Origin of the sequence: Phocaeicola coprocola DSM 17136 (assembly GCF_000154845.1) — a bacterium.
Lineage (GTDB): Bacteria > Bacteroidota > Bacteroidia > Bacteroidales > Bacteroidaceae > Phocaeicola > Phocaeicola coprocola.
Genome location: NZ_DS981428.1, coordinates 49,498 through 65,927 on the forward strand (window position 1 = coordinate 49,498; position 16,430 = coordinate 65,927).

The 16,430-nt window shown below is 42.0% G+C and carries 8 protein-coding genes; 3 read left to right on the forward strand and 5 right to left on the reverse strand.

Features of this window, described 5'->3' with window-relative positions; translation table 11 throughout:
- Positions 1-44: 44 nt before the first annotated feature.
- Both BACCOP_RS00230 and BACCOP_RS00235 read right to left on the reverse strand, forming a co-directional pair.
- Entirely contained in the window at positions 45-887 is an 843-nt protein-coding gene (locus BACCOP_RS00230) for a bifunctional metallophosphatase/5'-nucleotidase (RefSeq protein WP_007564833.1), read from the reverse strand.
- A 13-nt stretch (positions 888-900) separates the two neighbouring features.
- Positions 901-1,656 carry a 5'-nucleotidase C-terminal domain-containing protein gene (locus BACCOP_RS00235; RefSeq protein WP_007564835.1) on the reverse strand — a complete coding sequence of 252 codons (756 nt, stop codon included), beginning with the start codon at positions 1,654-1,656 and terminating at the stop codon, positions 901-903.
- Positions 1,657-1,855: 199 nt separating this feature from the next.
- Here BACCOP_RS00235 and rplS point away from each other — a divergent pair, with 199 nt between their 5' ends.
- Positions 1,856-2,209, forward strand: coding sequence for a 50S ribosomal protein L19 (gene rplS, locus BACCOP_RS00240; protein ID WP_007564838.1), 354 nt, complete (start codon positions 1,856-1,858; stop codon positions 2,207-2,209).
- Between the two features lie 465 nt (positions 2,210-2,674).
- Here rplS and BACCOP_RS00245 read toward each other — a convergent pair whose 3' ends face one another.
- Complete coding sequence (locus BACCOP_RS00245; RefSeq protein WP_050756930.1) at positions 2,675-4,030, reverse strand: rhamnogalacturonidase; 1,356 nt, start codon at positions 4,028-4,030, stop codon at positions 2,675-2,677.
- A 237-nt stretch (positions 4,031-4,267) separates the two neighbouring features.
- On the opposite strand from BACCOP_RS00245, the gene BACCOP_RS00250 reads away from it, so the two are divergent.
- Positions 4,268-5,398 (forward strand): glycoside hydrolase family 88/105 protein, encoded by a 1,131-nt coding sequence (locus BACCOP_RS00250; protein WP_007564846.1) that lies wholly within the window; start codon positions 4,268-4,270, stop codon positions 5,396-5,398.
- A 261-nt stretch (positions 5,399-5,659) separates the two neighbouring features.
- Here the strand turns inward: BACCOP_RS00250 and BACCOP_RS00255 are convergent, their stop codons facing one another.
- On the reverse strand, positions 5,660-9,943 hold the full coding sequence (locus tag BACCOP_RS00255) for a hybrid sensor histidine kinase/response regulator transcription factor (RefSeq protein WP_007564848.1): 4,284 nt from the start codon (positions 9,941-9,943) through the stop codon (positions 5,660-5,662).
- Positions 9,944-10,139: 196 nt separating this feature from the next.
- On the opposite strand from BACCOP_RS00255, the gene BACCOP_RS00260 reads away from it, so the two are divergent.
- The gene (locus tag BACCOP_RS00260) at positions 10,140-12,911 is read left to right on the forward strand and encodes an alpha-L-rhamnosidase (protein ID WP_007564851.1); all 2,772 of its coding nucleotides are present in this window, start codon (positions 10,140-10,142) and stop codon (positions 12,909-12,911) included.
- A gap of 221 nt (positions 12,912-13,132) precedes the next feature.
- On the opposite strand, the gene BACCOP_RS00265 is transcribed toward BACCOP_RS00260, so the two are convergent.
- Positions 13,133-16,396 (reverse strand): DUF4450 domain-containing protein, encoded by a 3,264-nt coding sequence (locus BACCOP_RS00265; RefSeq protein ID WP_007564855.1) that lies wholly within the window; start codon positions 16,394-16,396, stop codon positions 13,133-13,135.
- Between the last annotated feature and the right edge of the window lie 34 nt (positions 16,397-16,430).

Genomic DNA, 16,430 nt, shown 5'->3' on the forward strand with positions numbered 1-16,430 from the left:
TTGCCGTAAATTTTATCTTTATACAAGCAAGTGTTTTCTAACAATCAATTCTTCTGAAGTTTCAAAATCATCTGTCCAACAAAGGCTCCGTTCTTTCCCATCTGCTGTACAGGAACCTCTATTCCGTCTAAATTCTTATAATACTTCGGCGCATCAAAATACGAATGAGAATGTCCACCCAATACGACATCAATATCACGCGTATTTTCTATCAGTTCAATATCGGAATAAGGTTCTCCCTCCCATCCCAGATGAGAAAGACAAATCACCAAATCGCAATGTTCCTGATTTTTCAGCAAATCCGTGACACGCTGAGCCTCCGAAACCGGATCTTCAAACTTTACATTCCCATAACATTCGGAAGCAACCAATCCTTCCAGTTGCGCTCCCAAACCAAAAACTCCAATCTTTATGCCGTTACGCTGAATGATAGTGTATTCTTTAACCAGTCCTTCGAGCACAGTGCCCGTCACGTCATAATTTGCACATACTATCGGATAATTCGCCATTTTAAACAACCTTGCCATATTATCCAGCCCGAAATCGAACTCATGATTGCCGATGGTTCCTGCATCATAGCCCATTTCGTTCATCAGCTTTATTTCCACTTCCCCTTTAAACATATTATAATAAGGAGTACCCTGCGAAAAATCTCCTGAATCGAACAACAGCAAATCCTCATGTATTTTGCGTTGCTGCTTGATAAAAGTTGCACGGCGTAAAAGTCCAGCCTTATCAGCCAGCATCGTATCCTGAAAATCCTCCGGGAAAGGTTCTACACGGCTGTGCATATCATTTGTATGGAACAAATACAATTCTTTGGTAGACTGGGCAAACAATACTCCTGCAAAGAGGCAGACCCATAAAACGAAATATATTCTTTTCATATCAGTTTCTTTATCATTGTTCTACAATACGTCCCTCTATCTCAGCGTTTACAAAAACACCTTTGGCCTCACACTGCTTTACATAATCGATAAACAAATCACGCAACACAGCATCCTGTGGTTCAGTTCTCGATGTTGCTTTCTTAAAAGCCTCCATACGATCATTTCCTTCAGCCAGATAGTCAATCGTAGCTACCCGATATTCTTTTGCCGGATCAACAGGCTTTCCACCTACCTCCGCACGTAGCAGACGTCCGTCTTTCGAGATAACCAGTCGGGCCCCGCTCAAGCCTTCACCATGTACGGCCGCAATCTGTTGAAAGAGTTCCAACAAATCTTCACCTTTTAATACAACAACAGAAAGAGCATTCTGGAAAGGACTGATTTCATAAATAGAACCGAATGTAATATCTCCTTCATTAAGAATATTACGGATACCACCTACATTCATAACCCCAACGTCAACACTTATTCCCAATTTACTCTTTGCTCCCTCGCAAAGAATATCTGCCATCAGGTTCGACAAAGGCGACTCCGGACGATACGCTTCGAGCTTACGGGCAGAATGTCCGATTACTGGAGTCATCAAACTATCTATTTTAGCCCGATAAGGTTGCAAAATTCTCCATGCAGCCTGATCCTGCTGTTCGTCATAAACACTGGTAATGGGTACTCTTCCTCCTTCTACCGATACTAAAGAATAACTGGAGTTGCAGGCCGTAAATATAAAAGAACCTGCCAAGAGAGTATAAAATACATGCTTTTTCATACAAAATTATTCATATTTAGTGTTCAAATATAGGGAAAAAAGCCAAGCAACACAAGATTTCGTATTAAAATACACGAAAAAGATTTGCCTATATCACAGAAAATTACTTACTTTGCACCGCTTTCGCGTAATCGCTGTCAAGAAGAGTTACTTGATATGTTACGTTGTAACGATAAACAATTTAATTTAAAAAGAAAAAATGGATTTAATTAAAATTGCAGAAGAAGCATTTGCTACTGGCAAACAGCATCCTTCATTCAAAGCTGGTGATACAATTACAGTAGCATACCGTATCGTTGAAGGTAGCAAGGAACGCGTTCAGTTGTATCGCGGTGTTGTTATCAAAATCTCAGGTCACGGTGAAAAGAAACGTTTCACTGTACGTAAGATGTCAGGAACTGTAGGTGTAGAACGTATCTTCCCTCTGGAATCTCCGGCTATCGACAGCATTACTGTCAACAAAGTTGGTAAAGTACGTCGTGCTAAATTGTACTACTTGCGTGCTCTTACTGGTAAGAAAGCTAGAATTCAGGAAAAACGCGTTAACTTGTAATACTGAATCTATTATTCCTTACATACAGAAAACCGATTCTCATTATGAGAGTCGGTTTTTTGTTTTTCTCCCTTTTATTCATCGAAGACTGCAAATTTCTCACTCAATCTGATTGAAATTCAACATCACAGCTGGTCGTATTTCCCAAAAAACATCTTGAAAAGTCAGGAAAAACATCACCTTCTTTTCGAAAAATTTGTACGAATGTCTGTTCCTTTTGTACAAAAAATACATAAAACAACAGCATATTTTTTGAATGAATCAAGTTTTTAAGAATGATTCGTCCTTATATTTCCAAAGAAATCCTTTACTATAACCATGAACACACTGATAATTCGTACAAATTTCACAAAACACACAGCCATATATATCAGCAAAAAGCTTTGTCGGGAAACAAAAAAATCGGACAGACTGCCTGAAATCTGCCCGAAGAAAGTAAAAAATTAAACCTTAAAATACTAATACCTATTTAAAATCTAAAACCTGTTTCCTGATTATATTGTCATTAACTTTAACATTTTCCAATACAAAATTATCAACACAGTCAACTTCTATTTTCGCATTCTTTTTCACCTTCAGATCCAAATTCTTAAAAGTAAAATCAGACAATTTATATTGATCGTCCGCCTTGGTCACATCAAACAAGACATCACATTCCATTGTGATATTCTGCATTGTCACATGACTAGAATAGGAGTATGGTGTATCCTTACGCCCTTTCAGGTCGAAAAACTGCTTCCATGGCTTTGCAAACAAGAAACTGGAAACAGTTCCCGTAATCTCTTCTACGGTAATATATTCATAATTCTGCGGTGTATCGGGACGCATTTTCAGCCACAACAACCGTTTCGCATTATCCAGCCGACAACGGCGAAGGATTATATTATGATTATGTATTGACTCACTGCCACAAGTCAGCGCACTATGGCAAAGACCATATACACAATCTTCAATAATAATATTGCGGTTAGCCCCATTATTTTCTTTATCTTGATCTGCCCAAGGACCTTTTCCACCCTTCAGTGCAACCGCATCATCATTGACAGACATATAGCAATTTTTCACCAAGACATTGGTACATACATCAATGTCGATAGCATCAGAACTGGGAGCTTTTACAGGGAAATGAGGTGCAAAAATATGGAGATTCAACAATTGTACATTTTCACAACGATACAAATGGGTAGTCCAAAATGGAGAATTCTCCAGACGAACACCAGACAACTGAACATCTTTCGAATCGGCAATATGAACTAAACGAGGACGCAGTTCTTCCAGATTCGTACACTTAGGATTCACCTGACGACGCAACCAGAAAGACTTCCAGTAACGCAGACCATTACCGTTTATACGTCCCTCTCCTGAAATCGTAAATCCGTCCACACCAATAGCATTGACCAGCGCTGCAAAATACTTCAGATTCTGTCCTTCCATACGTGTATCAATGACTGCAAAATCGCTGATATCATCACTACCTTTCAGTGTTCCTTCTTTCTCTATATAAAGATGGGTATTAGGTTTAAAAAATAATGATCCACTCAAAAAAGTTCCCTGAGGAATATAAATCACCCCTCCCCCTTCCTGAGAAGCTTTATCAATCACGGCCTGTATCTGCTGAGTCTGTATGATTGTGCTGTCATTCAATACTCCATAATCTGTAATACGATAGCTTTTTCCTAAATCTTCCAACTTAACGATTTCTGTCTGACGAAACCAGTCGGGTATAGGAGTTCCGTCCGGGAAAACTTCTTTTGCTGAAGCCTGCAAAACGAACAAAGCTAAAGCAATAGAAACAACACATCTTGTCCACACTTTATTCATAGTATATTTTTTATAAAACAAATTATCTTTACTTTTCACATTGGCAAAAATAGAGAAAAGCCTATAACCTCAAAATAGAAAATCATACATTATCCTGATAAATTCATACATTTTTACCCTAAAACGAGCTAAATGAATAAAATCAAAGACTATTGTATGATTTTCCATTCTATATATAAAGACAGACAACTATTTTTGTCAACAAACTTATATTACAATAACTAACAAGCAAAGGCCATGAAAAAATTATTTATTGCAGCTTTAGTTTTCGCTTTGGGAGGGACAAATATTCTGCATGCACAAAATTTGCCCGACCAGAAAGAAACTCTGAACACTTTAATCAAAGTGAACAAACATTATATGAAGAATAATCCGGACTGCACACTACCCAGTTTTGTCAAAGGAAAGATGCGGCCCAGCAATATCTGGACACGCACTGTGTACTACGAGGGACTGCTGGCTCTTTACTCCATTTATCCGGATACTGAATATTACGCATATGCTTATCAATGGGGGGATTTTCATAAGTGGGGGATGTGGAGAGGAACAACAACCCGACATGCCGACAATTATGCCTGCGGACAAGTATATATCGACATGTACAACCTCTGCCCTAAACCGGAAATCCTGCTAAATGTAAAATCCAACCTCAACATGTTGGTCAACACTCCACAAATCAATGAGTGGTGGTGGATAGATGCCATACAAATGGGTATGCCTGGTTTCGCCAAAATGGGTAAACTGACCGGAGAGCAGAAGTATTTCGACAAGATGTGGCAGATGTACGAATACACACGCAACCAGCATGGAGAACATGGCATGTTCAATCAAAAGGACGGATTATGGTGGAGAGATCAGGACTTCGACCCTCCTTACAAAGAACCTAACGGAGAAGACTGTTATTGGAGCCGTGGAAACGGTTGGGTATACGCTGCCCTAGTCCGCGTACTCGATGAAATTCCTGCCAATGAAGTTCACCGCCAAGATTATATAAACGACTTTCTGACTATGAGCAAGGCTATCAAAGCTTGCCAGCGTGAAGACGGATTCTGGAATGTAAGCTTACACGATCCTAATCACTTCGGCGGAAAAGAGCTGACAGGAACTTCTTTATTTGTATATGGAATGGCATGGGGAATACGCAACGGATTGCTTGATCGCGACGAATATCTGCCAATAGTACTCAAAGCCTGGAATGCAATGGTGAAAGACGCTGTTCATCCTGATGGGTTCTTAGGTTATGTACAAGGAACAGGAAAGGAGCCTAAAGACGGACAGCCCGTAACTTACGACAGCAAGCCTGATTTTGATGATTTTGGAACAGGTTGTTTCCTTCTGGCTGGAAGCGAAATTTATAAATTGAAATAAGTTGATAATCGTCATTCTATAAAAGAGGCTCAAAATGAAGTACAAAAGTAAAAATCTTATAGATTAAAACTTCGCAATAAAAAACTCCTGCTTTAACCCTTATTTATTACAATTATAGGACTAAAGGCAGGAGATTTTTTATGTTGCGGCTTATAGATTGTAAGTAAACTTATCTCTGTTTTTTATTTTGAGCCTCATCTCCAAAGAGTCTTTTCCAGTTTTAATAATTTAGCTTAATACTAGAAAAAGTGATAGAATAAACTATTTCTCTTTCTCCCCTCTCAAATAAGATGACGGAGGTACTCCAAACTGAGCTTTAAAGCACTTACTGAAATAGAACGGATCATTCATTCCTATCTGATAAGTCACTTCTGCAACTGTATATTTACCTTCAGCCAAGAGTTCAACCGCTTTTTTCATACGCATAACTCGTATGTATTCATTCGGCGAATATCCTGTCACACCTTTTACCTTACGATAAAAGACAGTTCGGCCAAGTCCCATAATTGAAGTAAATTCATCAATTGTAAAATCCGGATCCGACAAATGCTCTCCTAAAGTTTCAGCCAATTTATCGGCAAACTCCTTATCACGGTCTGTTGTACAAATAGCCGGACGTACAGCATGAGGATCTTTTGAGAACTTTTCCCGCAAGCGGTCGCGCTGTTCTATCAGTTTAAATACCCGGGCGCGCAACAGACTGCTACTGAAAGGTTTCGTTATATATGCATCGGCTCCAGCCTCAACACCTTCCAGATGTTTTTCCTGAGAATTAAGAGCTGTCAGTAAAATAATAGGTATATGACTGGTATTAAAATCATTTTTCAATTTACGCGTCAGTTCAAACCCTGAACATCCGGGCATTAAAACGTCACTTATTATCAAATCCGCATCATAAACTTTCGCACGTTCCAGTCCGGAAGTTCCGTCAGATTCTGCTACCACTTCAAAATAAGGGCTTAGCTCCTCTTTCAAAAACTCACGTACATCATTATCATCTTCTACAATCAAAATCTTACGCTTATTAAGTGGCTCCGTTGAGGTGTTCTTTTCGTTTTTCTCATCTTCCGATACCTCCCAACTATCCTCTGCCTGGTGTGCTTTTTCAGCTTCTATCTCTTCTTTCAGCAAAGCATTGTCAGGTATAAGAAAATCCTTACCCTCATATACGGAAGCATCTGTTGGAAGCACAACTGTAAACACAGAACCGCCACCTGGATTTTCTGCATATGATATCGTACCTTTGTGTACTTGTACCAGTTCATGGGTAAGGTGTAAACCTACCCCCATACTGCTGCTTGAAAAACTGCTCTGCATAAAACGTTTGAACAGCTCTCCACGCTTTTCTACGGGAATACCTACTCCCGTATCGATTACTTTCATTATCAGTTTATGATTCGCTTCGTCAACAGATACACTAAATTCAATTCTCTTATTAGAAGGAGTGTATTTAAATGCATTCGACAATAAATTATAGGCTACTTTATCAATATTACTTTTATCGATAAACATTTTATACGTTGACACAGAAGGAGAAAACACATACTCCATATTTTTCGACTCAGCAGCATCCTTGAAAATCAGATAAATTTCACGCAGAAATGCTATCACATCTGTTTCTTCAAGCGATAAACTTAACTTGTTATTCTGCATTTTGCGGAACTCAAGCAACTGATTAATAAGCCGCAGCATGCGTTGTGTACTTTTATCCATTACACGGACAGCTCCTACCATATCAGCAGGGATTTTCTTGGCACGATGAATACGTTCCAAAGCCCCCTGTATCAGAGTCAGAGGTGTACGGAACTCATGCGATATATTGGTAAAAAACATCAGTTTATACTCTGTCAGCTGTTCTTCTACCTTAATTTTATTACGTAGAGTATTCATCTTCGATATTATTCGATAAGCCGCATATAAAACAGCTATACTCAATAGCACATAAATCAGCATTGCCCATGTCGTTTTCCAGAATGGAGGAACAACTATGATTTTCAAGACAGACTCATCCGACCATGTACCAGCTGTATTCCTTGCCTTTACATGAAGATGATAGGATCCTGGAGGCAGATTCTTGTAAGCTGCAAAATTCAAAGAAGAAGGAGCACTCCAAGTATCGTCATATCCTTCCAGTTTGTAAGCAAACTTCGACAATCCAGCATCTGAATAGTTGAATGTAGAAAATTCAATCACAAACGAATTTTGGTCATAATTCAACCGGACAGACTCTGCATAAGCCAATGAAGCTTCCAATGGAGAATCCTTATCTCCCGGAATGACTGATATACCATTCAGTTTCAAATCCGTAAAAGTAACTTGCATAGGAGTATCTTTCACCGAAACATGCTTTGGGTCTACAATAACAATACCTTGTCCTGTACCCAATGCCAGACGTCCGTCTTGCAGCTTCAGAACACTGTTTTCACTATATACATTACCCAATATATAATCGGAAAAAAGATAATTTTCGAATGTAACAGTTTCCGGATTAAAACAAGACAAGCCATATTCAGTAGAAACCCATATCATCCCCTTATCATCTTCAATTAGGGCCTGTACCATACTGCTTACCAGCCCATCTTGTGAAGTATAATGAGTAAACTCCAGCTTATCGTAATTATGACCGACAACAGACATACCAAATCCAGCTCCCGACTCAGCCAGCCACATATGTCCTTTCCGGTCACGTATTATCGCACGGATATCATTACTTTGCAAATCACCACTTTCCAACGAATAATGTTTATAGGCTTCCGGATCTGCAATAAGTTTATCCGGATCAAAGACAAATATACCTTCACTTGATCCGACCCATATCCATCCGTTGCTGTCCTCACACAACGTACGGGTTTCCCGCTGTCCGTTAGTACGAGTAAAGAAATGGCGGAACTCATACTTTCCATCCTGCGCAGGAACAGCCAGATTCAAACCTCCACCGAACGTACCTATCCACATACGACCTTTACGGTCTTTCAACATACAAAAGACATTATCCGATGAAAGCGACTTATCATTCAATTTATCATACCGATATTTTACATCTCCAATCCATACGCCTTCACCACGGGTAGCAATCCACAGATTCCCTTCATTGTCTTCACAAACAGCATAAGTATTTATATCATGATGAAATTTCTTTTTCTGAATCTCCAGCTTTGCATCATAAATATATAAACCGCCACTACGTGTACCTACCCAGATATCTCCATCAGAAGTAGAAGCAATCATACGCACCGTATTCGAGCGGTCGGCCATAGAATCTTTTTCGGGATACACACGTGATGCGCCTTCATTCAATACACTCAACTTAGATATACCCGCAAATTCAGAACTTACCCAGACACTTCCCGACCGGTCTTCCATCAGACATTGCAGATAATTGGAAGCCAATAGAGAAGAGATACCCGAATCGGATGTAAAATGCTGTATGCTTTCCGTAGCCGGATCATAAGCAAACAGTCCGTTGCCATATGTAGAAATCCAGATAATCCCTCGGCTGTCGTGCACAATGTAATATCGTTCCTTATCAATGAATCCAAGCTTGTCATAAGGCATTACCGAGAACACTTTCTTTTCTCCTGTATCCGATTTTATATAATACAAATTACCAGTACGGTTATATACCCAATAATCTCCTTTATCATCTTTTTTAACCTGTCCTTCAGGAATATTATAGTATGCCGGAGCAGACTCAACCTTAAAAGTCTTCATATCCAGACACAGCGTACCTTCTGAGGTCAAGATATACTGTTTCTGACCAATCCGAAAAAGTCCGGTCATCGCCCATTTTTTTGTTTTACGAGGAAGGCTTCCCAAAGATTTCAGTTTTCCGTCTGTCTGAAAGTAAAACAAATCACCTTCTGATGTCACAAAAACAAGATTATCCTCGTAAAACATAGCCTTCCAATACGAATGAGATTCATCTACCGCCACCAGCTTGTTATCTTTCCAATAATAAACACCTTGCTGTGTTCCTATCCATACTCTATCTCCGTGCTGACGGATAAAATGAACATTGTTGCTCTTCAAAGAGCCATTTTGTACGGTAAATGATGTAGAAGTGAAACGACCATCCTGATAGGTCACACGGCGACATCCGTGAGAAGCTCCCCATAGCCACACAGCTTCTTCTGTTATAAAAAAGCCACGATAATGATCCTGATATTCTCCGCAACCGGTAAAATCGACAAAACAGTCATGCCTTAAATCATAACAGCTGATTAAATCGGCTGTCGTTGTAATCCACAAAAAACCATTCTGATCCTCTTCCAGCACCTTCACCCGATGGTCTGCCAGAGAAATCTTTTTCGATTTCTGAGGACGAAAGGTGATAAGAGAATTACCGTCATAACGATTCAAGCCATTCAGTGTGGCCATCCAGATAAACCCTTTACTATCTTGATAAATATAACGCACAGAATTGTTTGCAAGTCCATCAGCAGTAGTCAGTCGTTCGCTGCGAAGTTCGATTGCAGCCTTCGCCGAAAATGACGACAACAACAAACAGCCCAACCAGCATAGTATCCAAATCTTTTGGTTTTTCATACAGTATAAAAACAAATGTTTCTTGATGCAATTAACTAAGCACAAAATTACAAGAAAGATAAAACATAGCAAACAGAATCACACATCTTAGGTACGGTTTATACAATATTCTAGGAATATGTACTTTTGTACATTGAATTATATCAACAAAGCCCTTAATTTTGTTTCATCAAGACAAACCAATCATAAAATACCAATGAAAAAGAAAGACATACTGACAGCTCTATTGCTATTAGGAAGTACTGTACAAGCACAAAACTGGCCCGAAATAAAGCCTGAAGCACGACCGGGAAGCCGATGGTGGTGGATGGGAAGTGCAGTCGATCAAAAGGGACTTGCATACAATCTTCACAAATACGGTACAGCCGGAATAGGCAGTCTGGAAATAACGCCTATCTATGGTGTAAAGGGAAACGAACAGCGAGATATCCCGTTTTTGTCATCCCGATGGATGGAAATGTACCAATACACCCAAGACGAAGCACAGAAGAACGGCATCGACATCGATATGAATACCGGAACGGGATGGCCATTCGGAGGACCGGAAATCACATTGGAACACGCGGCTACCCGAGCTATATTCGAGCAATATACTGTAACGGGGGGTAAGAAGATAGAACAACAAATAGAGATTACATCTCCCAAGGAACAAAAGCAACGTGAATTTGCCCAATTAAGTAGACTGATGGCTTATGCTGAAGACGGAACATGTCTGAACCTGACATCGAAAGTAAAAAACGGCAAGCTCGAATGGAATGCTCCGAAAGGTGAATGGAAACTGATTGCTTTGTTCGTAGGCAAAACGCTTCAAAAAGTAAAACGTGCTGCTCCTGGCGGAGAAGGTTATGTAATGGACCACATGAATCCGGAGGCTGTAAAAGAATATTTCACCAAATTCGACCGCGCTTTCAAACAGAACAAAGCAACCTATCCGCGTACATTCTTTAATGATTCATACGAAGTGTATAAGGCAGACTGGACTCCTCACCTGCTGGAAGAATTCGAACGCCGCAGGGGCTATAAACTCGAAGAGCACTTTCCTGAGTTTCTGGATGCTTCACGTCCGGAAGCAACTCGCCGTATCGTGTCCGATTATCGTGAAACTGTCAGTGAAATGCTGATAGACAATTTTACGACCCAATGGACAAAATGGGCTCACAAACACGGTAGCACAACTCGCAATCAGGCACATGGTTCTCCGGCCAATCTGATAGATACGTATGCTTCGGTCGACATTCCTGAATGTGAAGGATTCGGTCTGACAGACTTTCACATCAAAGGGCTGCGCAAAGACTCCCTCACCCGACCGAATTTTTCGGATATTTCGATGCTGAAATATGCGTCCTCGGCTGCACACATAGCCGGCAAGCCTTATACTTCTTCGGAAACATTTACCTGGCTGACGGAACATTTCCGTACTTCTCTCTCACAGTGTAAACCGGATATGGACCTGATGTTCGTATCGGGAGTCAATCACATGTTCTTTCACGGGACACCATATTCGCCACAAGATGTGGCATGGCCTGGATGGTTGTTCTACGCAAGCATCAATATGTCGCCTACCAATAGTATCTGGCGTGACGCACCTGCATTTTTTGAATACATAACCCGCTGCCAGTCTTTTCTGCAAATGGGACAACCCGATAATGATTTTCTGGTTTATCTGCCCATATACGATTTATGGGACGAACTTCCGGGACGACTTGTTTCGTTCGACATCCATAAAATGGACCGGTACGCCCCGAAGTTTATCAAGACCATCCAGACAATTATTGCCGGAGGATATGATGTAGACTATATCTCTGATGCTTTCATCAAGACGACACGTTGTGCAGACAATCAGCTCGTCACCAGCGGAGGCACGCACTATAAAGCACTCATTGTTCCTGCCGCCCGACTAATGCCTGCCGCCACACTCAAGAAACTGGTAGAACTGGCTCGTCAGGGTGCAACCGTGATTTTTGTAGAACAATATCCCGAAGATACTCCGGGATACAATCGTCTGAAACAAAACCGCGCCGCTTTCATAAACATCACCGGACAACTTCCTGACGTCGATTCCTTTACACATACACAGACATTCATACTCGGAAAAGGACGCATCATTGTCGGTTCCGACTATCAGCAGGTACTGGCACAGACGGGAACAGCCTCAGAAGAGTTGAAAACACGATGTGGACTTCAGTTTATCCGCCGCTCGAATCCCGAAGGGCATCATTATTTTGTTTCGTGTCTGCAAAACAAAGATATAGACGAATGGGTTACACTGAATGTTCCCGAAACGACTGCCATGTTCTTCAATCCGATGAACGGAGAAAGAGGCAAGGCACAAAGCCGGATAGAAAACGGGAAATTGCAGGTCCGTCTGCAACTGAAATCGGGGGAAAGCCTCATCATTCAGACATTCGACAAGTCACTGGACGAAGAACCAGCGTGGAATTATCCCGAAGAACAGACATACAGCCTGAGTCTAGACCACGGATGGAAACTGGAATTCGTAGAAAGCATACCAGCTATAAACGGTCAGTTTGACATAGACTCTCCCACATCATGGACAGAACTGGAACAACCGGAAGCTAAAATCAATATGGGAACCGGCCGCTACTCCATCGAAATAAACATGCCTTCCATGGAAGCTGACGACTGGATACTGGATTTAGGTGACGTACGCGAGAGTGCGCGTGTACGTATTAATGGAAACGATGCTGGCATAGTCTGGGCAGTTCCATTCCGGTTAAAGGTCGGAAAATGGCTAAAACCAGGAAAGAACCGGATAGAAGTCGAAGTAACCAATCTGCCAGCCAACCGTATCGCTGATATGGATCGCAAGCATATAGAATGGCGTATCTTTAAGGATATCAATATGGCAAAGCTGAACTACGTAAAAGGCGACTACAAAAACTGGGATACAATGTCTTCCGGTCTTAACGGGAATATACGCTTAATACCAGTAAGTTACAAGGAGTAAAAGCCGTTTTACCGGATAGTAAAACTCAACGTTCAGCAAGGAACAAAAAGGCTTCAGCAAGTTTCTTTTAAAATATGCTCAAATTTCAGCCGGAATTTGTACAACACATAAAAAACATTTGTACAAACTTCCGGCATTTTTGTACAGAAATAAAAAAAACATCAGCATGTTTTCACATAAACATGCTGATGTTTTTATCCACTTATGGGCAGATTCTCTTTCTATCGTTGTAAAGTAACTCCCATCAGCCCGATAACTACGTCATTGGCAAGAGTTTCAAGGGTAAGCGATTCAAGCGTTTTTTCCGGATCGAGCGACATATCCAGCAGGACTCCTGCTCCGCCTTCTATCTCACGACCGTACACGCCCGTTATACCTAACTCTTTTCCCAGGTCACGACTTACTTTTCCGGTTCTCAGATGTAAGCGATACGGACGAGGTTCAGGCACTGTAAATGCTTTTCCATCTACATAAAAATCCTGTTCTATCGGACACCAGTTATCCGGATTAGTCAGAGTCAGTTCGGTATACGTACCGTCGGTATAACGCACTTTCAGCACCCCATTTGCAATGTGACACTGCATATGATTGGTACTTCCGGCAAGCAACAAATACGCATGCGACGCTTTTCCTGCAAGCGGAATACAAATACTGTCTGGATAATTGTCCCACAAAGAAGTAAATGCAATATTATTCCCTTCTTTCATCAGGCGGAACGGAACACCCAGCGAAGTATTAAACCGGTTGTCACGAACCAGATTCCGCAATCCACTGTCGTCAATCGAAGCGCTCAGCAGCGGATGACACCACTCCCCTATACCCTGCACAGGAAGCTGCAAGGTAGTATACGGAGAACGCGGAGAGAAATATTGTTCACGGAAAATAGATGTAACCGAATCGTTCAAGTATTTATCCATATCAATCATGCGACAGGCAGATGTATTCACCTCCGAGAAATCCTCTCTCGCTGCAACATAAGGAGACTGGATAAAGACATTTACCAGTTGCCACCAGTCCATATCTCCTTGTCGGGTACGGACAAAGAAAGTATGATGTCCTTCTACCCCCTTATTTATGTTTGTGCTGTAACTGTTTCCTTCAATCGTTGTAGATGCTGAAACACCCTGCGGATCGTAAATTTCACACAGTTGGATTCCCTGAGGCGCGCGAAGTGAAATCTGTCCACCGGCATCAACGTTCAGTTCTCCGGCAACAAGTGTCTGCAAAGGCTTTCCTTTCCAACGAATAGTTATTTCGGCATTTTCCGTTTCGGAAGCTACCACGAGTAATTCCGGACTGCCACTTGCTGCATCAACCAAACTCCAGTCCGCTTTCTTTCCGTTCACTTCAACCGAAGCCACTTTCTCGCGAACAGCCTTTATCCGAAGTCCGATTTCTAATGGTTTACCGAAACGCTGGGTAATTTGATAAGTATCTGCATCTTTTTCTCTTGAGAAATGATAGGTCACATCCGGCGTTGCAAGCGATGCTTTCTTCCAGTCGGACGGGAATCCCGGACGGATACCCAGCCTGTCGTTCATCAAATCGGGCAAAATACCATACACTCCCTGAATCATAACACGTGAAGCAACTCCTACAGGATCGCCAAAATCACGGTAACATTCCCCACGGGCAGCATCGTAAAAACTAATCTGCCCGAAGTTTCCGGGACTGTCGCCCAGATACATGCCATCGAGAACAGAGCTTTTCAATAGTTTATATCCCTCATCAGAACGACCTGCCTGAAAATAAGCAAGAGCCGTATGCATCACTTCGGCAAAGGCTACATTGTTGATACTCCACGAATAAGGCAGCCAGTTGGTGGTAGAGATTGTAGCATAACCTTCATCCTTCAGTCCCTTTCCTTCAACCGGAATATGAGGAATCTGCGTATCGACATACCGTGTTGCCTGATAAGCCTGAAACGGATTAGCCGTTTCGCTGTCCAACGCATGATAAATCGTCCAGACTCCCGCACTCTCATGCAAACGCTTGTGTCCCATGAAATCCTGATATTCCGCCCAATGACCTTTATCAGACAACCATAAACATTTATTCATTGCAGCCAGAATACGGTCAGCCTCTTTCTGATACGGTTCCGGATTCTCCCCTATCTTACGGGCTATTTCCGCAACCATCTTATTGGCACGATAGTTATAGGCAGACGAATGCGTCACTGCTCCACTGTTATAATACAAGGCATCGCTCGCCCAGATACAGGCATACGCATCATACAAGCCGTCATTGTCGGGGTCATAATTCAGTTTCTCCCAGGCAAGATGACGAGTTATGACCGGCCACATCTGGCGGGCATAATCCAAATCACCTGTCCAGTTGAAATGCCACAACAGTTCATCGATATAACATAAGTTCATGTCATAGTGATGCATCTGATTGTTTCGACGTGGATTACGACAAATATATCCGTTACTATACTGAGGAGTTCCCCATTTTTTGACAGAACGTGCCAGATGCAAAGCAGAATCCTGTGTCGGATGCGGAATCGTATTGGGTACATCGGTCACCTGACTGGCAGCATAAGCATCGAAATGCTTACGGGCACGGTCGTGCCATCCCAAAGCATCTCCCGTATAAGCAGCACGCCATCCGCTTAGCGGCATGCGCCATCCTACCGCTCCATGAAGCCAGACCTGCCCGTCCCAAATACCATCGGCAGCAACAGCCAGTGCTCCGCCCAGCGTATTGAAATAAGGATCGGGAGTAGTAAAACGGATACGCGAAGCCAGTGCCTTTCGAGCATCCTCAGCTTTCTGATACAAACGTCTTCCCTCATCAAGCGGAACAAGCTTCAAATCCAGATTTTCCAAAACCAGATAAGCCTCATCTGTCAACGGTAAATCGTACTCTCTCTGCTTTTGAGGCTTTTCGGGGGCTTCGAAACATCCAGGAGGATCGGCTCCCATATCACCGTTACGACTCAGTTTCTTCGCCCGGATTTCAGAGATAAAACAACGCAAAACCATATCCTCCGCCAAATCTTTCGCTGAGAATTTCCAGACAGCTCCGTCAGCATCCGGAAAAGCCAATACGGACACAGAGAGCGTTCCTTTTCCTAAAGCCGCATCTTTCAGTAGATACGTACGTCGGCCGGCAGTATATCTGGCTTCACAAAATTCAATTGAATCGAGAGCGACTGACAGTCCCCTGCCTTGCAGAAGGAAACGAATATGCTTGCTGTTACGCTTATCGTATGCAGCAAAAACCGGACGGTCGCTTGTTTCAAGACGAAAAGGCGACCAGCTTCCGTACAACGCTCTGGTAAACCGGTTCTTCCCGTTTATACACACAAAATCGTCCCCCTCGGGATAATACTGAAGCGTACGCTCAGCCCCTCGTTTATGCTCATTGTAAGAAGTCGACTCGATAAAGTCGCCGATCTTTTTAGCCTGTTTGGTTTGTGCCGGTAAGGAAACAGTTCCCAGTGCCAACAGCCACACAAACGAAAACAAGTTTCTTTTATTCATTTTTCAAATAGCTTTATTCATTCTAAAAAAATAC

What these genes read in the sequence shown, in the direction of transcription:
- BACCOP_RS00230 (WP_007564833.1), bottom strand. Translation starts at nt 887, where the DNA reads ATGAAAAGAATATATTTCGTTTTATGGGTCTGCCTCTTTGCAGGAGTA.
- BACCOP_RS00235 (WP_007564835.1), bottom strand. Translation starts at nt 1,656, where the DNA reads ATGAAAAAGCATGTATTTTATACTCTCTTGGCAGGTTCTTTTATATTT.
- rplS (WP_007564838.1), top strand. Translation starts at nt 1,856, where the DNA reads ATGGATTTAATTAAAATTGCAGAAGAAGCATTTGCTACTGGCAAACAG.
- BACCOP_RS00245 (WP_050756930.1), bottom strand. Translation starts at nt 4,030, where the DNA reads ATGAATAAAGTGTGGACAAGATGTGTTGTTTCTATTGCTTTAGCTTTG.
- BACCOP_RS00250 (WP_007564846.1), top strand. Translation starts at nt 4,268, where the DNA reads ATGAAAAAATTATTTATTGCAGCTTTAGTTTTCGCTTTGGGAGGGACA.
- BACCOP_RS00255 (WP_007564848.1), bottom strand. Translation starts at nt 9,943, where the DNA reads ATGAAAAACCAAAAGATTTGGATACTATGCTGGTTGGGCTGTTTGTTG.
- BACCOP_RS00260 (WP_007564851.1), top strand. Translation starts at nt 10,140, where the DNA reads ATGAAAAAGAAAGACATACTGACAGCTCTATTGCTATTAGGAAGTACT.
- BACCOP_RS00265 (WP_007564855.1), bottom strand. Translation starts at nt 16,396, where the DNA reads ATGAATAAAAGAAACTTGTTTTCGTTTGTGTGGCTGTTGGCACTGGGA.